Annotated in this window: 20 protein-coding genes; 11 read left to right on the top strand and 9 right to left on the bottom strand. The window is 62.3% G+C overall.

The window, feature by feature from the left end:
* Positions 1–80: 80 nt before the first annotated feature.
* Complete coding sequence (locus tag RA26_RS10835; protein ID WP_039183676.1) at positions 81–1,247, bottom strand: hypothetical protein; 1,167 nt, start codon at positions 1,245–1,247, stop codon at positions 81–83.
* A gap of 359 nt (positions 1,248–1,606) precedes the next feature.
* On the opposite strand from RA26_RS10835, the gene pheS reads away from it, so the two are divergent.
* The gene (pheS, locus tag RA26_RS10830) at positions 1,607–2,680 is read left to right on the top strand and encodes a phenylalanine--tRNA ligase subunit alpha (RefSeq protein WP_039183674.1); all 1,074 of its coding nucleotides are present in this window, start codon (positions 1,607–1,609) and stop codon (positions 2,678–2,680) included.
* Positions 2,681–3,259: a hypothetical protein gene (locus RA26_RS10825; protein ID WP_039183673.1), complete on the top strand. Its 579-nt coding sequence runs from the start codon at positions 2,681–2,683 to the stop codon at positions 3,257–3,259. It begins immediately after the preceding gene.
* A 257-nt stretch (positions 3,260–3,516) separates the two neighbouring features.
* Here RA26_RS10825 and RA26_RS10820 read toward each other — a convergent pair whose 3' ends face one another.
* Positions 3,517–4,647, bottom strand: a complete 1,131-nt coding sequence (locus RA26_RS10820) for a DUF2652 domain-containing protein (protein ID WP_039183672.1) — start codon at positions 4,645–4,647, stop codon at positions 3,517–3,519.
* 147 nt (positions 4,648–4,794) lie between these two features.
* Here RA26_RS10820 and RA26_RS10815 point away from each other — a divergent pair, with 147 nt between their 5' ends.
* Both RA26_RS10815 and pheT read left to right on the top strand, forming a co-directional pair.
* Positions 4,795–5,610 (top strand): alpha/beta hydrolase family esterase, encoded by an 816-nt coding sequence (locus tag RA26_RS10815; protein ID WP_039183671.1) that lies wholly within the window; start codon positions 4,795–4,797, stop codon positions 5,608–5,610.
* An 89-nt stretch (positions 5,611–5,699) separates the two neighbouring features.
* Complete coding sequence (gene pheT, locus RA26_RS10810) at positions 5,700–8,096, top strand: phenylalanine--tRNA ligase subunit beta (protein ID WP_039183670.1); 2,397 nt, start codon at positions 5,700–5,702, stop codon at positions 8,094–8,096.
* Positions 8,097–8,200: 104 nt separating this feature from the next.
* Here the strand turns inward: pheT and RA26_RS10805 are convergent, their stop codons facing one another.
* The gene (locus RA26_RS10805; RefSeq protein ID WP_039183669.1) at positions 8,201–9,094 is read right to left on the bottom strand and encodes a LysR family transcriptional regulator; all 894 of its coding nucleotides are present in this window, start codon (positions 9,092–9,094) and stop codon (positions 8,201–8,203) included.
* An 87-nt stretch (positions 9,095–9,181) separates the two neighbouring features.
* Here RA26_RS10805 and RA26_RS10800 point away from each other — a divergent pair, with 87 nt between their 5' ends.
* The 5 genes from RA26_RS10800 to RA26_RS10780 all read left to right on the top strand — a co-directional run bounded on the left by RA26_RS10800 (position 9,182) and on the right by RA26_RS10780 (position 12,201).
* Positions 9,182–9,817: a class I SAM-dependent methyltransferase gene (locus RA26_RS10800; protein ID WP_039183668.1), complete on the top strand. Its 636-nt coding sequence runs from the start codon at positions 9,182–9,184 to the stop codon at positions 9,815–9,817.
* 46 nt (positions 9,818–9,863) lie between these two features.
* A complete protein-coding gene (locus RA26_RS10795) occupies positions 9,864–10,526 on the top strand; it encodes a phosphoribosyltransferase (RefSeq protein ID WP_039183667.1) in 663 nt (220 codons plus the stop codon).
* Positions 10,517–10,966 (top strand): YtoQ family protein, encoded by a 450-nt coding sequence (locus RA26_RS10790; RefSeq protein WP_039183666.1) that lies wholly within the window; start codon positions 10,517–10,519, stop codon positions 10,964–10,966. Before RA26_RS10795 ends, RA26_RS10790 begins: the two co-directional genes overlap by 10 nt.
* Entirely contained in the window at positions 10,963–11,490 is a 528-nt protein-coding gene (locus RA26_RS10785; protein WP_039183665.1) for a GNAT family N-acetyltransferase, read from the top strand. Before RA26_RS10790 ends, RA26_RS10785 begins: the two co-directional genes overlap by 4 nt.
* Positions 11,491–11,664: 174 nt before the next feature.
* Positions 11,665–12,201: a hypothetical protein gene (locus tag RA26_RS10780; protein WP_039183664.1), complete on the top strand. Its 537-nt coding sequence runs from the start codon at positions 11,665–11,667 to the stop codon at positions 12,199–12,201.
* Positions 12,202–12,302: 101 nt separating this feature from the next.
* Here the strand turns inward: RA26_RS10780 and RA26_RS10775 are convergent, their stop codons facing one another.
* The 4 genes from RA26_RS10775 to ald form a co-directional block, all read right to left on the bottom strand.
* The gene (locus RA26_RS10775) at positions 12,303–13,109 is read right to left on the bottom strand and encodes a mechanosensitive ion channel family protein (protein WP_039183663.1); all 807 of its coding nucleotides are present in this window, start codon (positions 13,107–13,109) and stop codon (positions 12,303–12,305) included.
* A gap of 77 nt (positions 13,110–13,186) precedes the next feature.
* Complete coding sequence (gene mscL, locus RA26_RS10770; RefSeq protein ID WP_039183662.1) at positions 13,187–13,618, bottom strand: large conductance mechanosensitive channel protein MscL; 432 nt, start codon at positions 13,616–13,618, stop codon at positions 13,187–13,189.
* A 136-nt stretch (positions 13,619–13,754) separates the two neighbouring features.
* Positions 13,755–14,351, bottom strand: a complete 597-nt coding sequence (locus RA26_RS10765) for a LysE family translocator (RefSeq protein WP_039183661.1) — start codon at positions 14,349–14,351, stop codon at positions 13,755–13,757.
* 141 nt (positions 14,352–14,492) lie between these two features.
* Positions 14,493–15,611, bottom strand: a complete 1,119-nt coding sequence (gene ald, locus RA26_RS10760) for an alanine dehydrogenase (RefSeq protein WP_039183660.1) — start codon at positions 15,609–15,611, stop codon at positions 14,493–14,495.
* Between the two features lie 139 nt (positions 15,612–15,750).
* Here ald and RA26_RS10755 point away from each other — a divergent pair, with 139 nt between their 5' ends.
* On the top strand, positions 15,751–16,209 hold the full coding sequence (locus RA26_RS10755; RefSeq protein ID WP_039170544.1) for an Lrp/AsnC family transcriptional regulator: 459 nt from the start codon (positions 15,751–15,753) through the stop codon (positions 16,207–16,209).
* Between the two features lie 68 nt (positions 16,210–16,277).
* On the opposite strand, the gene RA26_RS10750 is transcribed toward RA26_RS10755, so the two are convergent.
* Positions 16,278–17,117 (bottom strand): CPBP family intramembrane glutamic endopeptidase, encoded by an 840-nt coding sequence (locus tag RA26_RS10750; RefSeq protein WP_039183658.1) that lies wholly within the window; start codon positions 17,115–17,117, stop codon positions 16,278–16,280.
* 192 nt (positions 17,118–17,309) lie between these two features.
* Between RA26_RS10750 and ppk2 the strand changes: the two genes are divergently transcribed.
* Positions 17,310–18,227: a polyphosphate kinase 2 gene (gene ppk2, locus RA26_RS10745; protein ID WP_019298245.1), complete on the top strand. Its 918-nt coding sequence runs from the start codon at positions 17,310–17,312 to the stop codon at positions 18,225–18,227.
* Between the two features lie 70 nt (positions 18,228–18,297).
* Here ppk2 and RA26_RS10740 read toward each other — a convergent pair whose 3' ends face one another.
* Positions 18,298–19,644, bottom strand: coding sequence for a CAP domain-containing protein (locus RA26_RS10740; RefSeq protein ID WP_039183656.1), 1,347 nt, complete (start codon positions 19,642–19,644; stop codon positions 18,298–18,300).
* Between the last annotated feature and the right edge of the window lie 198 nt (positions 19,645–19,842).

Raw genomic sequence — 19,842 nt, 5'->3', positions numbered from 1 at the left:
GTCCTGTGCCCCCTGCAACCTGCGCAGGCGGCCTGTGCCTGGCAGTGATGGCTAGGATGAAAGAAACTGCCATTCCAAACTCAGATTTGGGTGTCTGAACCGTGAATGATCATTTTGAAAACTTCCGGCCGCGCTGTGCCGCTATGGGCGCTTGCGGGATTCGCGATACTGCCAAAGTATGTGCTGCCGTTAGAGATGAGAACATTGGTTAATTGAGCTGTACCGTCATCCGGAATCCACTCCTTGGTCAGGGGGTAGCCGATCAGATCGTTCGGGTCACTGTAAACAACCACTGAAATCGGCTCGCTGATGGCCCGGGATGTGTTTCTGCTGGAGAGTTGCCGAACAAGAGTTCTGAAGTCATTAGCGCCCGGTTCGCCGCCTTGACCGGTGGAATTTCTGACTGTGTTTTCGCTGGCTTGAGCCTGAGACAGCAGGGGAATTTGATTGGTCGCCAAATGGATTGCCCTTACGGATCCTAGCGCCCCTTCTTTATTGCCTCCCTTGATGGAAAGGATTGCATCCATCATGATTTTTGAGCCGAGCGATTCCGGGACCAGAATTGCCGGTACCTGTGATCCTGAGGCCATACCGCTGCAGGTTACCTTTTCATTTGGTCGGCCTGTATTGGCTCCTGAAATTTTTCCGCCCATGAGGTCGCACATGGCTTCTCTGTATGCGGAACGCAAACTATCTCCCCGCGAACCGCCATAGGCAACTGCATCGACCAGACAGTTATCCATAAGTTCCGTTTTCAAACTGTGGTTCAGTGAGGCGCGCGTGATAGGCGGTTTCTGGATTTCAGCTTCAAGAATATCCAGGGCGTTGAAGGCTGGCCAGAAGCTTTGGCCCCATTTCAGCATTTTTAACTCGTAGGTTGTGCCGTCGGCAGCATGAATATTGAGATCGTAACGGGACACCGCGGGAGACCGTGATGTTCCCTTGTACTCTTTAACGGGCTTGTATTGCTGCTGGCGGGTGTAGCCAGTGTCGCCAACCAGGCCGGCGATAGTTTCGGAACGGTCTGCAACCCAGTTCTGGCCCGGCCCTCCGAAAGCCTGATGAGATTGAGAGCACATACCATGGGTCATGATAACTCTAACGCGTTTGGAGTCCGCTGCCAGATCTGAAGCGCCGGCAAAAGACATCGCACCGCGGATCTCTGGCGGGGAATAGGGGCGGGAGCAAGCTGCCAAGGAAACCAACAACATAGCAATGAGAGGGACTTTGAACTGCACAAACTGCATCAGCAATTTCCTCTGATAAGGGGCGGACCTGCTATGACTTTATTGCTATCGTTAAAGGTGTAAAGGGGGCGAACCCTGTCCTGGTGCCGCATAGCCTTTGGAAGGCGGGAATTTGATGGTGCGCTTGCGGACATGTGTTTGCAGGCGGTAGAGGTTCGGCGGGGTTCTTTCTCGCCATAAAGGGAAACGCTCCTCAGGCAGTTTTATGCGATCTCAGATTGTGCAAAAAGCGAAGCCAGGGCATGGAAAGGGAATCCGAAAGGCGCCCGGCAACACAGCCGCCCACGCATCCGTCCCCGCCCTCTTGCTTTCGCGCGCCCTTGTGGTAGCAGGGCACAAGCAGAATTCGAGGGGCCGTGATGGACGATCTTAAAGCCAAATACCTGGGTCAGATTGCAGAGGCCGCTGACGAGGCCGCACTGGAGGCGATCCGCCTTGCCGCCGTCGGCAAGAAGGGCGAGGTGGCGCTGAAGATGCGCGAGCTGGGCAAGATGACCCCGGAAGAGCGCCAGGTCGCAGGTCCCGCGCTGAACGCGCTGAAGGATGAGATCAACTCAGCCCTGGCGGCCAAGAAGGCCGGTCTCGAAGATGCCGCTCTGGACGAGCGCTTGCGCACCGAGTGGCTGGACGTGACCCTGCCGTCGCGCCCGCAGCGACAGGGCAGCCTGCATCCGATCAGCCAGGTGCAGGAAGAGATCACCGCGATCTTTGCCGAACTGGGCTTCTCCGTCGCCGAAGGGCCGCGGATCGACACCGACTGGTACAACTTCGATGCGCTGAACATCCCCGGCCACCACCCGGCCCGCGCCGAGATGGACACCTTCTATATGCACCGCGCCGAGGGCGACGACCGCCCGCCGCATGTGCTGCGCACCCATACCTCGCCGGTGCAGATCCGCTCGATGGAGAAGATGGGCGCGCCGTTGCGCATCATCTGCCCGGGCGGCGTGTACCGCGCCGATTACGACCAGACCCACACGCCTATGTTCCACCAGGTCGAAGGCCTGGCGCTGGATAAGGACATCTCGATGGCGAACCTGAAGTGGGTGCTGGAGGAATTCGTCAAATCCTTCTTTGAGGTGGACGACGTCGAGCTGCGCTTCCGCGCCTCGCATTTCCCCTTCACCGAGCCGTCGGCAGAGGTGGATATCCGCTGCTCCTGGGAGGGCGGCACGCTGAAAATCGGCGAGGGCGACGACTGGATGGAGATCCTCGGCTCCGGCATGGTGCACCCCAAGGTGATCGCGGCCGGCGGCATCGACCCGGAAATCTATCAGGGCTTTGCCTTCGGCATCGGCATCGACCGCCTGGCGATGCTGAAATACGGCATCCCCGACCTGCGCGCCTTCTTCGACAGCGACCTGCGCTGGCTGCGCCACTATGGCTTCCAGAGCCTGGACATGCCGGCGCTGCATGGCGGTTTGAGCCGGTAAATGGAGGTTGTGAACGTAGTCTGGGCTTTTATAACGTCGCTGGGTGACCAATTCGTTGCTCTGGCATTCACGCTTGTTGCTGCGCTCGTTTTCTATGTTTTTCGTCTAAGGCCAATTTTGGTCTTTGGGCGGGCGCATTCTAGCCTGCACAACCTTAATCTCTCTAAAGATCAACATGGACCGCCGGAAGAGCATCATTTCCTAGAAATCTTCAATGAGCAGTTTTTTGTTCAGAACAAAGGTAGGAAGCCTGCCGCTGATGTAAGTCTCGAATTAAGCCATTTTCCTCGTAATATTTCAATAAACCCGGGCCAAAAGGTGAGCTATGAGGCCATCGAAAATGGCCAGTGCTTGATCAAAGTGCCCTTTATCGCCGCAGGCGAACTTATCACTTTGGATTGTATCTACCTAAATCAAAGGGCTGCCTACTTCGCCTCAGTAAGGTGCTCTGAGAGTGTCGGCAAAGAGGTGGATTTCTTTACGGTTCAAAGATTCTCATCTCTCGCTTACGCTATTCTTTGGCTGCTCATACTTTTCGGCATGGCTTTTGTCGTTCAGTTTGTCTCTGGCATTTTTTAACAGCGATTTTCGGCTATGCGCGGAACAGGGCCGAGGGGCCGCCGCGCCATCGCATTCCTCTCGGCGATTGCCAGCAATCGCCTGTCGGCAGTGCATTGCTGTGCAATGCACGAGAGACCGCCCGCAGGGGCAGGCGATTTGGAGCCGCAAGCACACAGGTTTAGACGCCGTACAGATTGGGCCGGGATAAACTGCCGCACACTGCCTTTGGATTGCCTCCCCGCGGTCAGGCGGTGGCGCGGCTTGAGCGTGACACCTCAGGCAGGTTCTGCCGCTGATGCACTTCCCAGCCGTTTCCCCAGCGCCTTGATCCTGGCGACCCGGTTTTCCTTGTCCGGCACGATAAAGCCGCGGAGCTTGCGGTTGACCATTCCGGCCATCAGCTTGCCCATCAGCTTAGGCGAGCGTGTCTTGGCATAGCGCAGCTTGACCAGGGTGCCACCGCCGACCTCTTCCATCTCGATGGTCTCATACATCATCAGCCCCATAGGCAGGTTGTAGCGGCCGGTGACATATTCGCCGGGGTTCCAGTCCAGCACTTCATAGGGAAACAGCGCGTCGCCGTGGTAGCAGTGGTACATCGTGCCGGGTTCGATCTTGCCCTTGTTGGTGTTCAACAGGTCCATCTTGTCGGCGCCCAGCCATTCGGTGCGCAAGTCAGGGCGGGTGCAGATGGTAAAGGCGACCTCTGGCGAAACAGCCAGCGGGATGATCCATTCGTCAAACAGCAGGTCATCGCCGGCACCGACAAAACTGCGCTCGGTCGCACGGCGGCGCTGCCAGGCAACGCGCATGTCGCGGACCACATATTCGACCTGGCCGATATGTTCGATGTCCTCGCTGTGGAACTCGCTTTCATCAAAGAAATCAACCAGGTCCATCGCCCTCAGCGCATCGCAGGACAGCAGTGTATAAGCGGTGAGACCGGTGCGTTCGGTGACGGAGTTTTTTAGAAGCCTGAACGCGGTGATCACGTCGGGACCGGCCAGTTCATGGGTGCCGCGGCTGTGCTGCTGGATGCATTCGCCGTGATGCACCACCAGCTTCAGTTCCAGATCGCCGATCTTGCTGCAGGCGTCGCAGGTGCAGCCGGTGTTGAGGATCATCTTCTCCTTCTCACGGGCGAAGACGCAGTAGAGGCTTTCGGCAAAATCGAGGATGAATTGCTTGGTCATCACCTCGGTTTCAAAGGCATAGGCAAAGACCGCATCGCCTTGCAGGCCTGAAACTTGTAGCGGCGCCCGGATGGCAGGGAGCAGTACGCCGAACAGCGCGTCCAGGATTCCCTTGGAATGCTCCAGCGGGGTGCCGGCCATGAATTTGGTGTAGCCCGACAGGTCGGCAATGACGAAGAAGGCGTTTTGAACCCCGGAATGCTGATCCGTCATCGGTGTCTCCCTGGCAGTGAGGAGATCAGTATGCGCGAAACCGGGGGAATCTCAAAACATCGCGTCCGGGGAATGTTTGCAGGGCAGGCGGCGGCCCCCACAAACTTGTGACGTGACAGCTGCCGCGGGTTGGCTAGGCTCTGCCATATGATCCGAGCAGCCATATCCATTTCCGCCGTCCTGTTGTGGGCTTCTGCCGCGGTCGCCATGGGGCCTTCGAAACCTGCTGAATGCCTTGGCGCTACGCCCTGTGAACTGGGCGGCCGCTTTTATCATGTGATGGAGCCGGAGGGCTGGGACGGGGTCTCGCCCCTGCCGGTGCTCTTGCATTTCCATGGCTGGTCCCGCACCGGCCGCCATGCGCAGAAGAGCGAGCGGGTGGGGGCCTCTGCCATGCGCCGCGGGGTGCTGCTGGTGACCCCGAACGGGCGCAACAAGACCTGGGATTTCTGGTCCGCGGAAACAGAAGACGTTGCCTTTGCCGACCGGGTGCTGGAGGACGTCGCCAAACGCTATCCGGTTGACCCCGAACGCATTTTCGTCTCGGGCTATTCCTACGGTTCGGCCATGGCCTGGCGGTATGTCTGCAACAGCGGCAATGATGTGGCGGCGCTTCTGGCGGTGGCCGGCACCATCCTGCAAACCGAGACCTGCGCTGAGGCCCCGCGCGAGGTGCGCCATGTGCACGGCCTGAAGGACACTGTGATGGATTTCCCCTATGGCCCGGGCGGCGAGCGGACCTATCCGGTAGCGCTGTGGCGGGCGCGGCTGGGCTGCGGCGCGGCGCGGGCGCTGGGGCAGTGGCAGGTGGTCGACTTCCTCAAACTGGAGCGCACGGTCTGGGCCGGCTGCACGCGCGGCCAAGTGGTGCTGGACACCCATCCCGGCGGCCATTTCATCCCGCATGGCTGGATCGGGCGGCAATTGGATGAGCTTTTGAACCTCACTCCCAGCTATCCTTGAGGGCAGTCGCGCAGAACCCTTGAACCTTGGCGCATTCTTTGCCATTGCCTCAGGTCAAACACGCATGTCTGCCAAGGGGTCCCCGACCGATGAAATTCACGCTTTCCTGGCTGAAAGACCACCTCGACACCGACGCTTCGGTGGAAGAGATCACTGACGCCCTGACCGATCTGGGCCTTGAGGTCGAAGGGGTCGTCAATCCGGCGGATGCGCTGAAGGATTTCAAGCTCGGCTATGTGAAGCACGCCGAGAAACACCCGGATGCTGACAAGCTGCGGGTCTGTAAGGTGGACACCGACGAGGGGGAACTGCAGATCATCTGCGGCGCGCCGAACGCGCGCGAAGGCATCACCGTGGTGGTCTGCAAGCCGGGCATGTATATCCCCGGCCTCGACATCACCATCGGCGTCGGCAAGATCCGCGGCGTTGAGAGCTTTGGCATGATGGCGTCCGAGCGTGAGCTGGAGCTGTCGGACGAGCATGACGGCATCATCGAGCTGCCTTCGGGCGCGGTCGGCGACAAGTTTGTGGACTGGCTGGCGGAGAACGATCCAGCCAAAGTCGATCCGGTGATCGAAATCGCGATCACTCCGAACCGCCCTGATGCGCTGGGCGTCTACGGCATTGCCCGCGACCTGGCGGCGCGCGGCCTTGGCACCCTGAAAACCCGCGCGTTTGAAGCGGTCCCGGGCGATTTCGCCAGCCCCATCAAAGTGACCATCGACGATGACACGCTGGACGGCTGCCCGCTGTTCGCGGGCCGGGTGATCAAGGGTGTGAAGAACGGCCCCAGCCCGCAGTGGCTGCAGGACCGGCTGAAGGCGATTGGCCTGCGCCCGATTTCGGCGCTGGTGGACATCACCAACTTCTTCACCTTCGACCAGAACCGCCCGTTGCATGTGTTTGATGCGGCCAAGGTGTCCGGTGATCTGCGGGTGCACCGCGCGCAGGGCGGCGAGACGCTGAAGGCGCTGGATGAGAAAGAATACACCTTCGGCGCGGACCAAATGGTGATCTCGGATGCCAATGGCCCGGAAAGCATCGGCGGCATCATGGGCGGCGAGGAGACCGGCTGCACGGAGGAAACCGTGGATGTGTTCCTGGAGAGCGCGTTCTGGGACCATGTGCAGATCGCCATGGCGGGCCGCGCGCTCAAGATCAACTCCGACGCGCGCTACCGTTTTGAGCGCGGCGTCGACCCGGAATACACCATCGAGGGCCTGCACAGGGCGACCCAGATGATCCTGGACCTGTGCGGTGGCGAGCCGTCTGAGGTGGTGATCGCGGGCGACGTGCCGGATCATTCGCGCGCCTACAAGCTGGATGCGGACCGGGTGCAGTCGCTGGTGGGCATGGAGATCCCGGAGAGCGATCAGCGCCAGACCCTGACCCGCCTGGGCTTCCGCCTGGAAGGCAATATGGCGCATGTGCCCAGCTGGCGTCCGGACGTGCAGGGCGAGGCCGACCTGGTGGAAGAGGTCGCGCGTATAGCGTCGCTGACCAAGCTGCAGGGCAAGCCGCTGCCGCGGCTGACCGACGGCATCCCTAAGCCGGTGATGACTCCGCAGCAGCGGCGACAGCAGATGGCGCGCCGCACCTGCGCCAGCCTCGGCTACAACGAAGTTGTCAGCTACAGCTTCATCGACAAGGCCTCGGCTGCGCTGTTCGGCGGCGGCGATGATGCCACCATGCTGGCCAACCCGATCTCCTCCGAGATGTCGCACATGCGCCCCGATCTGCTGGCAGGCCTGTTGCAGGCTGCGGCCCGCAACCAGGCGCGCGGCTTCATGGATCTGGCGCTGTTTGAGGCAGGCCCTGCCTTCACCGGCGGCGAACCGGGCGAGCAGGTGAACCAGATCGCAGGCTTGCTGGTGGGCCGTACCGGGCCGAAGGACGTGCACGGCGCCTCGCGCGCGGTGGATCTCTATGATTCCAAGGCTGATATTGAAGCGGTTCTGGCTGCCATTGGCGCACCGGCCAAAGTACAGGTTCTGCGCGAAGGGGCTGCCTGGTGGCACCCGGGCCGCCATGGCCGGATTTGCCTGGGGCCGAAGAAGACCCTCGGCGTCTTTGGCGAGCTGCACCCGAAAGTGCTGAAGGAGATGGGCATCAAGGGGGCCGCCGTGGCCTTTACCATTTTCCCGGATGAAATTCCGATGCCGCGCAAATCCTCGGCCACCCGCCCGGCGCTGGCGATCAGCGACCTGCAGGCGGTGGAGCGGGACTTTGCCTTTGTGGTGGACGACAGCGTCGAAGCGCTGACCTTGGTCAACGCGGCGGCCGGTGCCGACAAGGCGCTGATCGAGGATGTGCGCGTCTTTGACGAGTTCATCGGTGGCAGTTTGGGTGAGGGCAAGAAGTCGCTGGCGATCACCGTGCGGCTGCAGCCCAGTGATCAAACGCTGAAGGAAAAGGACATCGAGGCGGTGAGCGAGAAGATCATTGCCAAGGTCACCAAGGCCACCGGCGGCACCCTGCGCGGCTGACGGCGGGTTCAAGGCTTTTGAGCAAAAGCCTTGGCAAAAGTTTTGAGGAAAACTTTTGGGCGGCTCCCGGTTCCGGGGCCGCCCTTTTCCTTTGCGGCGGAGGTTCAGAACCGCATCTTCAGCCCGGTCAGGTAGTCGGCCAGAATGTCGAACACCAGACGGATGCGGCGGCTGGTGTGCAGCTCGCGGTGAGTGGCCAGCCACAGCGGAAATTCCAGCGTTGGCATGTCCTCCAGATCCAGTGGCTCCACGTCCGGGCTTTTGCGGGCGATGGCGTCCAGCATCGGCACGATGCCGAATCCCTGCCGGACCAGTTCCCAGGCCGCCAGGCCGCTGGTTGAGCCGACAGGGAAGTTCTCTTCGCTCAGCCGGATGCCAAGCGGTTCCAGGTAGGCCAGGAACTGAGGAATGTCGCCGAAGGAAACAAAGTCATGAGTGCTGAGGTCGGCACGGCAGCGCGGCGTGCCGCGGCGTTCCAGATAGCTGCGGGCGGCATAAAAGCGGGCAGTGGTGTCCTGCATCTTGCGGGCTATCAGTTCCGGCTGTTCCGGGCGGACGTGGCGGACCGCAATATCCGCCTCGCGCCGCTGCAGGTCGCGGATGTCGTCCGCGGCAACTATCTCAATCCGCAGCCGGGGCGCTTGCTGGCGCAGTCGTTCCAGCACCCCGGGCAGGATATGGGCCGAGATGCCATCGCTGGCGGTGATGCGCACCAGCCCTTCGATGGTCTGCGCTTGTCCTGTTGCCGCCAGGGCTAGCCCATCAGCTGCCTCGCCCATCCTGCGGCTGTGCGCCAGCAGCTCCTGTCCTGCTTCCGTCAGCGCAAGTGCACGGCCAAGGCGCTCAAACAACAGCACCCCCAGCTCTGACTCCAGTGCCGCAACCTGGCGCGAGAGCGTCGGCTGGGTGAGACCAAGCTTACGTGCCGCTGCTGACAGAGAACCGGTTTCAGCGGTGGCGAGAAAGGCGCGGATATGGTTCCAGTCAGGGCTCATCATGCAAATACGTATAACAACCTTGCGGATTTCGGCAATTTATCCGTGGTTCCTGCATAGGTAGGGTACGGGGACCCAAGGAGAGTTGCCATGACTGCCGACGCCCGCTTTTGGAACAAGATCGCCCCGAAATACGCCGAATCCAAGATCCGGGACGAAGACGCTTACCGCTTTGCGCTGGAGCGGACACGATCCTATCTCAAGGCGGATGACACCGTGCTGGAGCTGGGCTGCGGCACCGGGTCCACGGCCATTGAGCTGTCACGTGGTGTCTCCAAGATCGTCGCAACCGATCTGTCTGAGGCGATGCTGGAGGTGGGCCGCGAGCGGGCCTGGGATGCAGGTGCTGGCAATGTCGAGTTTCTATGCTGCAGCGCCGGGCAGGCGCCCGAGGGGCCGTTTGATGCGGTCCTGGCGCATAACCTGCTGCATCTGCTGCCGGACTTGGCAGAGGTTCTGGACGGCGTCGCGGGCCGGGTAAAGCCCGGCGGGCTTTTCATCTCCAAGACCCCTTGTTTGGGCGAGATGCGGGGCAGCTGGAAGTACTGGGTGTTCTCGGCGGCCATTCCGCTGATGCGGCTGGCAGGCAAGGCGCCCAGCTTTGTGGATTTTATCGACATCCGCAGGCTGGAGACGGCAGTGCAGAAGGCAGGGTTCGAGATCATCGAGACCGGCAACTACCCGGCCGATACACCTGGGCGCTACCTGGTGGCGCGGCGGCGCTGAGGTTGCCTTTGCAGCTTCCGCGCTAGGTAACGGGGTGGAGACTGAAATGTTTGAAGACCGGATTTCCGCCGGGCTTCAGCTGGCCAAGGAACTGGCTGAACGGCCGATGACGGACCCTGTGGTGCTGGCGCTGCCGCGGGGAGGAGCGCCTGTCGCCCTGCCGATTGCGCAAGCCTTGCACGCGCCCATGGACCTGATCCTGATCCGCAAGATCGGCATGCCCTCCAACCCGGAACTGGCCGCTGGCGCCTTGGCGGAGGGCAGCAATCCCATTTTCAACGGTGCTCTGCTGAAGGCCACGGGTATGAGGCCGGAGGATTTTGCCGCCCAGGTCGCCCAGGCACGGGAAGAGAACGCTGCCCGCCGCGCCCGCTATCTGCAAGGGCGCGACCCGATCGTGCTGGAAAGGCGCACCGTGATTGTGGTGGACGACGGGATTGCCACCGGCGCCACCTTTATGGCGGCACATTTCTGGCTGAAGGAACGTAAGCCTGCGCAGGTCATCCTGGCGGTTCCTGTTGCGCCGCCGGAAGCGGTGGACGAACTGCGCCCCTTGGTGGATACTCTGGTCTGTTTGCTGAGCCCCAGGGAGTTCTGGGCGGTCGGCGCGCATTACAGGGATTTTACGCAAACCAGCGATGACGAGGTCATGGCCGCACTGGCTGCGGCCCCGGACGCTGGCGCAGGAAAGGACAAGACGTGGCATTGAATGTTTATCTCTCGGGCGAGATCCACACCGACTGGCGGGAACAGATTATCGAAGGCGCCAAGGGGCTGGAAGTGAGCTTCAGCGCGCCGGTAACGGATCACGATGCCAGCGATGATTGCGGCGTGGCGGTGCTGGGCGCCGAAGAGAACAAGTACTGGCACGACCACAAGGGCGCGATGGTCAACGCGATCCGCACCCGCAAGGGGATCGCGGATGCCGATGTCGTGGTGGTGCGCTTTGGCGACAAGTACAAACAGTGGAACGCGGCCTTTGACGCGGGCTATGCCGCAGCACTGGGCAAGTCGATCATCGTGCTCAGCCCGCCGGAGCATCAGCACGCATTGAAAGAGGTCCATGCTGCCGCGCTGGCAGTCGCGGAGGAGCCCCGCCAGGTGGTCGAAATCCTCACCTATGTGTTGACCGGCAAGCTGCCTGCATGACCGCGCCAACGCTTGAAACAGAGCGGCTGATCCTGCGCCCGCACCGGGTGCAGGATTTCGAGGCCGTGGCGGCGCTCTGGGCGGAGCCGGAGGTGGTGCGTTTCATCTCCGGCACGCCGTCCACTCCAGAAGAAAGCTGGGCCCGGTTGCTGCGCTACATCGGCCATTGGCAGGCACTGGGCTTTGGCTATTGGGCCGTCACCCTGCGCGAGAACGGCCTGTTCATCGGCGAGGTGGGCTTTGCCGACTACCAGCGTGGCATGGAGCCGCCGCTTGCCGGGGTGCCGGAAGCGGGCTGGGTGCTAGCGCCGGAGGTGCACGGGCAGGGGATCGCAACCGAGGCGGTCGGCCGGATCCACGATTGGGCCGCAGAGATGACGGATTGGGCGGAAACGGCCTGCATATTCGATCCCTCCCACAAAGTGTCGCACAGGGTGGCGCTCAAGCTGGGTTATGCACCCGCGGGCGAGGCGCAGTACAGGGGCAGCCCGACGCTGGTCATGAAGCGGGCTGTCAGGCGTTGAAGCTGCAAACATTCCATTGTTTCAATGTTTTGCGGCTCACTTGCCGAGGCTGATGCATTTTCTGTGCGCAACGCTATGCAACGCTTCTTTAACGCCCCTGGGCTAGGTTGAGGGCGACTAGGGACTACAACATAGGCACCGCGCTTTCCGGAGGGCGGTGTTTGGGACTGCCGAATGACCAACCGCCGCCGCCCTCCAGTGCAAGTCACCCCGCTGATCGAGGACGCGGGCCTGTTCAAGCGCGAGGTGCGTGACGTGGTGGTGGAGCTGGTGCCGGTCTTCAGCCGCAACAACCGCGGCGATCTTGTGGTCAAGGGGATCGTGCAGCCTGATGCAGAGATTGAGGTGGTGTTTGCCGGCCGGCGGCTCCGGGAGGCTGCCAACCTGGTCGTGCGGATGAAAAAGCTGCGTGCGACGGGGGTGCGCGCGGCCATAAATGGCCATCAGGCGATGAACAGCATACGTCAGCTGCGGCTGCCGGTGAGGGTCCGGGGCACCTGGCGATTCCGGTTTCAGCCCGACCCGTCCGGCTGGGAGGTCAAGAACTACCAGCTGATCGCGGCGCAGTGGGCGTTTGCGGATGAGGACGGCGTCACCGTTCTGGCAGGCTGGCCGCCAGCCAAACCGGAAAACAGAGTGCAGGAGCGCGCCCGCGCGGTAAGAGCGCGCAATGCGGCCCTGCGGGCTTTAAAGGGCGCGCGGCAACAGTAGGCGTCCAGGTCTCGCCGTGTGTGCAAACGCCCCGCCAAAGGCGGGGCGCCACGCCCAACGGGATGCGGCCCCGGCAGGGGCCAAAGACGGGCGGGAGAGCCTCAGCCCGCCTTTTTGATTTCCACAGAGTGCGGATAGGGGATGGAAATGCCCTTGGTGTCAAAGGCCTCTTTCACCCCTTGGGTGAGGGCGAATTTCACTTCCCAGTAGTCCTCCGCTTTGCACCAGACCCGCGCGGTCAGATCGACAGAGCTGTCACCCAGGTTGGTGACCCGTACCCAGGGCTCCGGATCTTGCAGCACCCGCGCATCCGCATTCGCCTCTGCCAGGATAATCGCCTTGGCGGCTTCGGCGCTGTCGCTGTAGTCGATGCCGAACACCATGTCGACGCGGCGGGTGGCATGATGCGAGAAGTTGGTGATGACCGAGCCCCAGGCCTGGCCGTTGGGAACGATGATCTGCACATTGTCAGGTGTTGCCAGCTCGGTCACGAACAGATTCACGTCCTTCACCGTGCCCGCGGTGCCGCCGATGTCGACATACTGGCCGATCTTGTAGGGGCGAAACAGGATCAGCATGAAACCTGCGGCCAGATCGCTGAGGGTGCCCTGCAGCGCCAGGCCGATCGCCAGGGTGGCGGCTCCCAGCATCGCAACCAGGCTGGTGGCCTGAATGCCGAAGATGCCGAGGATCGCGACCAGCACCACCGCCAGCAGCACCCAGCGGATCATGCTGGCGGCGAAATTCCCCAGTGTCGGGTCGATCTGCGGCGTCTTGTTGATGCGGTTGCGCACCGCGCCGCTGATCCACCCGGTGGCAATCCAGCCCAGGATCAGTACAACCAGCGCCTTAACGCCAGCCACCACCAGCGGCCACAGCGCGCCGGCCTGTTCGATCAATTGTTCCATTGCGTTGTTATCCTTTCAAACGCGCAGAGGAGCGGAAACCCGCCCCTCTGCAATTCCTTGGTGCCGGTGTACCGGCGTTATTTTTTCAGCGAGTCGCGGATTTCCAGCAGCACGTCAAGCTCTGTCGGGCCTGCGGGTACCTCCTCTGCCGGGGCGTCCTCCTGCCGCTCCATCGCGTCGCGGGCGCGGTTCACGGATTTGACCAGCAAGAACACCACCCAGGCGATGATCAGGAAGTTCAGTACCGCCATCAGGAAGGAGCCATAGGCAAAGACCGAGGCGCCAGCCTCGCGCGCAGCCTCCAGCGAGCTGTAGCTGGCGCCATCGCCGCCCAGCACCGCGAAATTGTTGGTGAAATCCACACCGCCGGTGAACAGCCCGATGATCGGGTTGATCAGATCATCGACCATCGATTTTACGATTGCGGTGAATGCAGCGCCGATAATGATCCCCACCGCCATATCCATCACATTGCCCTTGGCAATGAAGGCCTTGAATTCGTCCAGCATGCCCGTTTCCTTTCATCCCTGTCGCGTTGTTATGCGCTTCAGGCTAGGAGCGGCGTTTCACTCTGTAAACGGGGAATATGAGGACGGTAACAGCATGCCAGAGGTGGAACTGGGGGCGGATCACACGCCGCATGCCTCAGGTCAGCAGCATCCAGGTCGCGACCGCGGCCAGCACGGCACCAAACAGAAGGTTCAGCCAGCGGGCGCCTTCCGGTGTCTGGAAGAGCTTGGCGATACTGCCGCCAGCCAGCGCCCAGACCGAGAAGGCCAGAAGGTTGTTGAGGGTGAAGATGGTCGTAATCAGCAGCACCGGCCACAGGCGCGGGGCCTCTGCTGGACCTAAGAATTGCGAGAACATCAGCGCGATGATCACATAGGCCTTGGGGTTCAGCACCAGCAGAACTGCGCCGTCTGTGAAACTGGCCGCCCGGGCCTGCTGCACGCCTTCCAGCGCTCCGGCCCGGACCAGTTGCCAGGCGAGCCACAGCACATAGAAGGAACCTGCGGTCTTGAGTGCTGCAAACAGCTGCGGCGCCTGGTCCATGGCGGTGACGAAGCCAAGCCCGATTGCCGCCGTCACGACCCAGGTTGCCAGGTGATACCCCGCGTTGGCCGGAATCGTGGCCGCAAAGCCGAAACGCGCGGCATTGGCGGCAAAGAACAGGTTGCCGGGGCCTGGGCTGAAAGCGAGCGGGAACAGGAATACGATGAGGGCGGCAGTGGTCTGGAGCATTCTGGAAGCCTCTTTGAGAGATTCCAGAAAGGCCGTTTCCGCCGGTCAGGTCGATCCGGTTCTTGCGCAAACCGGGGCAGCAAAAAGCCCCGCCGGACTGGCGGGGCTTTCTGTCTGTTCTCACTGTCCGTTGGCGTGGGCTTACTGCTTCAGCGCCAGTTTCGGCGACAGCACGTCCAGGCCCAGGGCCTCGCCCACGGCGTAGTAGGTCAGCTGGCCTGCGTGCACGTTCAGGCCGTTCAGCAGGTGCGGGTCGTCCTCGCAGGCCTGGCGCCAGCCTTTGTTGGCCAGGTTCAGCATGAAGGGCAGGGTCGCGTTGCCCAGAGCCTGGGTCGAGGTGCGCGCCACGGCGCCCGGCATGTTGGCGACGCAGTAGTGCATGATGCCGTCGACTTCATAGATCGGGTCGGCGTGGGTGGTTGCCTTGGAGGTCTCGAAGCAGCCGCCCTGGTCGATGGCGACGTCCACCAGAACTGCGCCCGGCTTCATCTCAGAGAGCTGTGCGCGGGACACCAGTTTCGGCGCTGCCGCACCGGGGACCAGAACCGCACCGATCACCATGTCGGCCTCGCGCACCAGTTCAGCGGTGGCGCCGGCAGTGGAGTACTGGTTTTTGAAGGAGCGGCCGAAGACGTCGTCCAAGTACTTCAGGCGGGTCAGCGAGCGGTCGAGGATGGTGACATCCGCGCCCATGCCGGCCGCGATCTTGGCTGCGTGGGTGCCGACGACACCGCCGCCGATCACGACAACCTTGGCCGGGGCCACGCCGGGGACGCCGCCCATCAGCACGCCGCGGCCGCCGTTGGCCTTCTGCAGGGTGTAGGCGCCAACCTGGGGGGCCAGGCGGCCGGCCACTTCCGACATCGGCGCCAGCAGCGGCAGGCCGCCGCGGTCGTCGGTGACGGTCTCGTAAGCAATTGCAGTACAACCGCTTTCAAGCAGATCTTTGGTCTGCTCCGGATCGGGCGCCAGGTGCAGGTAGGTGAACAGCAGCTGGTTCTCGCGCAGCATCTTGCGCTCAACCGCCTGCGGTTCCTTCACCTTGACGATCATGTCGGCGGTGGCAAAGATTTCCTCGGCGGTGTCCAGGATCACGGCACCGGCGGAAACGTAGTCCTCGTCGGTGAAGCCTGCGCCCATGCCTGCGCCTTGCTGGATGACAACCTCGTGGCCGCGCAGGACGGCTTCGCGGGCGGCGTCCGGGGTCATGCCGACGCGGAATTCCTGCGGTTTGATTTCGGTGGGGCAGCCGATTTTCATGTGAGTATCTCCTCAAAACTCTCTGCGGGCATATTGCCGCAGGCAGTCCGGAATGTGCTGCTTATTTGGGCAGAATAAAAACATGCCCTTCGAAGATTCTTCGCGTATATTGGCAATATACAGCAAGGATCTTCGCAAAATGTCGCTAGACGAAACAGATCGTCGCATTCTCTCGGTACTGCAAAAGCAGGGGCGCATCTCCAACGCCGACCTGTCGGAGCGGGTGAACCTGTCCGCTTCGGCCTGTCACCGGCGGGTGCAGCGGCTGGAGGCGGAGGGCTATATCCGCGAATATGTCGCCCTTTTGGATGCGCGCAAGATGAACGTGCCGTCGACGGTGTTTGTGGAGATCACCCTGTCCGGCCAGGCGGACGAAGTTCTGGACGCGTTCGAGAAGGCGGTGTCGCGGATTCCGGATGTGCTGGAATGCCACCTGATGGCAGGCACCGCGGATTACATCCTCAAGGTGGTGGCGGAAAACACCGAGGATTTTGCCCGCATCCACCGCCAGCACTTGGCGCGGCTGCCGGGGGTGGCGCAGATGCAGTCGAGCTTTGCCCTGCGCACCGTATTCAAGACCACGGCGCTGCCGGTCTGAGGCGGGATATTGGGGGGTGACATGTGTGCACCCCCTGTACACCCCCTGTACACCGGGGCGGCGCATTTTCAGGCCGGACCGGGGTAGGTGAACAGCAAGAGGTGGGTGATGTTGAAGGCAAAGTGCATCAGCACCGGCACGCGGAACCGGCCCGATCCCGAATAGCCCAGTCCGCAGGCCAGCCCCAGGAACGCGGCGAATGCGGCTACCGCCGGACCTGCGGCCACATGGGCGAGGCCGAAAAGAATGCTTGCGGCGGCAATGCCCGCGGCAGGCCCGAAGCGGAGGCAGAGGCCCTGCTGCAGGTAGCCGCGGAAGAAGGCTTCCTCTGCCAGGCAGGTGAGCAGCAGGTTCGAAGCTATCCAAAGAAGGGTCCAGTCCGGCAGCGAGGGCTCCAGGTCCAGCGCGCCGGTGAGGAGGGCCAGCGGCAGCAGCGCGGCAAGGAGCAGCAGGCCGGACTGGAAGGCGGGTTTGCCTGCCGGATCCTTGCGCTGCAGCAGCGCAGGCCAGGCCAGCAGCAAGGCGAAGAACACCAGCGGCTTGTCCAGATTCAGGTGCAGGGAATAGGGCGCGCTGCCGGGGGCGGCCCGAACCTGGTCGAGGATCAGCAGATTCTGTACCCCTGGCAGCAAATGCGCGCCAAGCGCTAGCGACCACAGCACCAGCACTGCATGCCCGGCCAATCCGGCAGGGCCGCGGGTGCTGGGGATGAGGACGGCAAGCAGCAGGCCGGCCGCCAGCACCGCCAGACTCAGCGGCTCCAGATGCCCGCGCGCCAAGGCAGCACCTCCGAAGGCGGCAAGAAGGGCAAAGGCCGGCCCGCGCTGCCCGCACCAGCCGGCAGTCAGCGCTGCTATCAGGATCAGCCAGGGCCAGGTTTGGGGCAGGGAGGTCAGGACAAAGTTCATGGCGTGCACATAAACCGCTCATCCGCCCGGTTTCCAGCAGGCGGCGCAGGGGTTGTGCTCTTTTTGCGCTTGAACCTGCCCGGGAATTCCGCTTGCCTTGAGGGAAGCTGCAGGCGGGGGGTGACATCAAGCCGTCACATGGCGCCGCTAGAAAGCAGGCTTTGCACCACCTGACAAGGAAGGAACCCGCCCGTGACCCGCGAATTTGAAACCGCCTCCCTCGACTGGCTGGAAGCGGAGCTGCAGGACACGCTGGACGAAGACATCGAGATCGAGTTTTCCGAGCCGATGCTGAGCCAGGAGATCCGCAAGGTCTACCGCGAGCAGCATCCTGAAATGCTTGACCGGCAAGTCTATTTCCGCAACCTGCTGCGGCTGCAGGCGGAGCTGATCAAGGTGCAGGACTGGGTTCAGCACACCGGCGCCAAGGTCTGCATTCTGATGGAAGGCCGCGACAGTGCCGGCAAGGGCGGGGTGATCAAGCGGATCACCCAGCGGCTGGACCCGCGGGTTGCGCGGGTGGTGGCACTGCCGGCGCCGAACCGCCGCGAGCAGAGCCAGTGGTATTTCCAGCGCTACGTGCCGCATCTGCCCGCAGGCGGCGAAATCGTGCTGTTCGACCGCTCCTGGTACAACCGGGCGGGGGTCGAGCGGGTGATGGGCTTTGCCAGCGAGGACCAGGTCGAGCAGTTCTTTCAGGACGTTCCCGAATTCGAGCGGATGCTGGTGCGCTCTGGCATTATCCTGCTGAAATACTGGTTCTCGATCACCGATGAGGAGCAGCAGCTGCGGTTTTTGATGCGCATCCACGACCCGATGAAGCAGTGGAAACTGTCGCCGATGGATCTGGAGAGCCGGATCCGCTGGGAACAGTACACCAAGGCCAAGGAGGCGATGTTCAAGCGCACAAATATCCCCGAGGCGCCCTGGTACATCGTCGAGGGCAACGACAAGAAGCGCGAGCGGCTGAATTGCATCGAGCACCTGCTGACCAAGATCCCCTATGAGGAGGTGCAGCACGAGAAGGTCGAGCTTCCGGACCGCAAGTACAACCCGGATTACGAGCGCCAGGTGCTGCCGGATGAGCTGTATGTGCCGAAGATTTACTGAGACCTGACCGGCACGGAAAAAGGGGCGCCGCGGCGCCCCTTTTGCTTTTTTGCCCGGCGGGGACAGGGGATCAGAACAGGAAGTCGCCCGAGCTGAGGTCCTGTTCTGTGATACCAGTCAGCAGCATGCTGTCGCCGTTGCCGTCGGTGATCAGCAGCCCGTTTGCGGTCTGGCTGGTGTGATTGGTCATCAGGTCGCTGAAGCTGGTGATGCCGTCAGCCGGCCGGAGGTCGATCAGTTCGCCGCTGGCGTTCGGGTCAAAGTCGCTGACGGTATCGTCACCGGCGGAGAAAATGAAAAGGTCGCCGCCGCCATTACCGCTCAGCAGGTCATTGCCGGCCCCGCCGTCCAGGGTGTCGTGCCCAGTCCCGCCAGACAGCGTGTCGCTGCCGCCGTCGCCGTTCAGCCTGTCATCGCCAAAATTGCCAGCCAGATTGTCATTCCCGTTGCCGCCGTTCAGGGTGTCGCTGCCGTCGCCGCCCAGCATCACGTCAAAACCCATGTTGCCGAACAGCAGGTCGTTGCCGCGGCCGCCGTCCATCGTGTCGTTGCCGTCGCCGCCCCAGAGGGTGTCCAGGCCGAGGTTTCCGTAAAGCACGTCGTGGCCCTTGCCGCCGTCAATCGTATCGTTGCCGTCAAGGCCCCACAGTTTGTCATCGCCGCGGTTGCCGTACATGGTGTCATGGCCGTTGCCGCCGTTCAGTGTGTCGGAGCCGTCGCCGGCCCACATCTTGTCGTCGCCGCCTTCACCGTTGAGGGTGTCCGAATGTGCGCCGCCATACAGGGAGTCGGCGCCATGGCCGCCTTGCAGCAGGTCGCGGCCGTCCTGGCCCAGCAGGTTGTCGTTGCCTGCGCTGCCGTTCAGCGTGTCATTTCCCGCTAGCCCCTCCAGGCTGCCGGCGCTGGTCAGGGTCAGGTTGTCGTTGCCGCTGGTGGGCTGGCTGCCGCCGCCGGACCCGGTGTCGAGCTGCAGCTCTGCGCTGGTCTTGGCGAAATTCTGGGTCACCATAACTGCGTCCCAGCCGTTAAAGTTGCCCTGTTCGATCCCGATCCCGATGACCTCGACGTTGGCATTCAGGATGTTGGCGCGGTGGCCGGGGCTGTTCATCAGCGCGTTGTGCAGGTCGATGACGTCATCGGCGAGGCCGGGGGCGCCGCGTTCGCTTTGCCAGGCGATGTTTTCCGCCCAGGTCCAGCTGCCGGAAAAGACAAATCCCGCGTCCTCCATCCGGTCGCCTGCGCTGGAGCCGCCTGCGCCGGTGTGGGAAAACACATCCTGCTGCAGCATCCAATCGCTGTGATCCTCGGCGGACTCGTTGAGGCGCAGCTCCAGCTGAACCGGATTGAGCCCGCGCGATGTGCGTTCCGCGTTGATCAGTTCGAGCATCTGACGCTCGAGATCGCTTGCCTGTGACATTGTAAACTGCTCCGTGAGTGAGCCGGCTGTGCGGCGGTGCCCTGATCCGTTAACGAATTTTCAGGGCGTAAAAAGGGCAGCAATGTGCAGGCGGCGCTTTGCGGCAAAGCTCTGCCCGAAGTGCGGTTATGGTACGCGGATTCCTGCGTATCTGGCCTGAAACCCCGCCGGCAGCGCGGCTGCGGGTGCTGTAGCGGC

Source organism: Leisingera sp. ANG-M7 (assembly GCF_000813965.1).
GTDB lineage: Bacteria > Pseudomonadota > Alphaproteobacteria > Rhodobacterales > Rhodobacteraceae > Leisingera.
This window is presented reverse-complemented; position numbering and strand designations above follow the sequence as displayed.

What these genes read in the sequence shown, in the direction of transcription:
- RA26_RS10825 (WP_039183673.1), top strand. Translation starts at nt 2,681, where the DNA reads ATGGAGGTTGTGAACGTAGTCTGGGCTTTTATAACGTCGCTGGGTGAC.
- RA26_RS10780 (WP_039183664.1), top strand. Translation starts at nt 11,665, where the DNA reads ATGACCAACCGCCGCCGCCCTCCAGTGCAAGTCACCCCGCTGATCGAG.
- RA26_RS10820 (WP_039183672.1), bottom strand. Translation starts at nt 4,647, where the DNA reads ATGACGGATCAGCATTCCGGGGTTCAAAACGCCTTCTTCGTCATTGCC.
- RA26_RS10775 (WP_039183663.1), bottom strand. Translation starts at nt 13,109, where the DNA reads ATGGAACAATTGATCGAACAGGCCGGCGCGCTGTGGCCGCTGGTGGTG.
- RA26_RS10795 (WP_039183667.1), top strand. Translation starts at nt 9,864, where the DNA reads ATGTTTGAAGACCGGATTTCCGCCGGGCTTCAGCTGGCCAAGGAACTG.
- mscL (WP_039183662.1), bottom strand. Translation starts at nt 13,618, where the DNA reads ATGCTGGACGAATTCAAGGCCTTCATTGCCAAGGGCAATGTGATGGAT.
- RA26_RS10755 (WP_039170544.1), top strand. Translation starts at nt 15,751, where the DNA reads ATGTCGCTAGACGAAACAGATCGTCGCATTCTCTCGGTACTGCAAAAG.
- RA26_RS10800 (WP_039183668.1), top strand. Translation starts at nt 9,182, where the DNA reads ATGACTGCCGACGCCCGCTTTTGGAACAAGATCGCCCCGAAATACGCC.
- RA26_RS10805 (WP_039183669.1), bottom strand. Translation starts at nt 9,094, where the DNA reads ATGATGAGCCCTGACTGGAACCATATCCGCGCCTTTCTCGCCACCGCT.
- RA26_RS10835 (WP_039183676.1), bottom strand. Translation starts at nt 1,247, where the DNA reads ATGCAGTTTGTGCAGTTCAAAGTCCCTCTCATTGCTATGTTGTTGGTT.
- RA26_RS10750 (WP_039183658.1), bottom strand. Translation starts at nt 17,117, where the DNA reads ATGAACTTTGTCCTGACCTCCCTGCCCCAAACCTGGCCCTGGCTGATC.
- RA26_RS10815 (WP_039183671.1), top strand. Translation starts at nt 4,795, where the DNA reads ATGATCCGAGCAGCCATATCCATTTCCGCCGTCCTGTTGTGGGCTTCT.
- ald (WP_039183660.1), bottom strand. Translation starts at nt 15,611, where the DNA reads ATGAAAATCGGCTGCCCCACCGAAATCAAACCGCAGGAATTCCGCGTC.
- pheS (WP_039183674.1), top strand. Translation starts at nt 1,607, where the DNA reads ATGGACGATCTTAAAGCCAAATACCTGGGTCAGATTGCAGAGGCCGCT.
- pheT (WP_039183670.1), top strand. Translation starts at nt 5,700, where the DNA reads ATGAAATTCACGCTTTCCTGGCTGAAAGACCACCTCGACACCGACGCT.
- RA26_RS10740 (WP_039183656.1), bottom strand. Translation starts at nt 19,644, where the DNA reads ATGTCACAGGCAAGCGATCTCGAGCGTCAGATGCTCGAACTGATCAAC.
- RA26_RS10765 (WP_039183661.1), bottom strand. Translation starts at nt 14,351, where the DNA reads ATGCTCCAGACCACTGCCGCCCTCATCGTATTCCTGTTCCCGCTCGCT.
- RA26_RS10785 (WP_039183665.1), top strand. Translation starts at nt 10,963, where the DNA reads ATGACCGCGCCAACGCTTGAAACAGAGCGGCTGATCCTGCGCCCGCAC.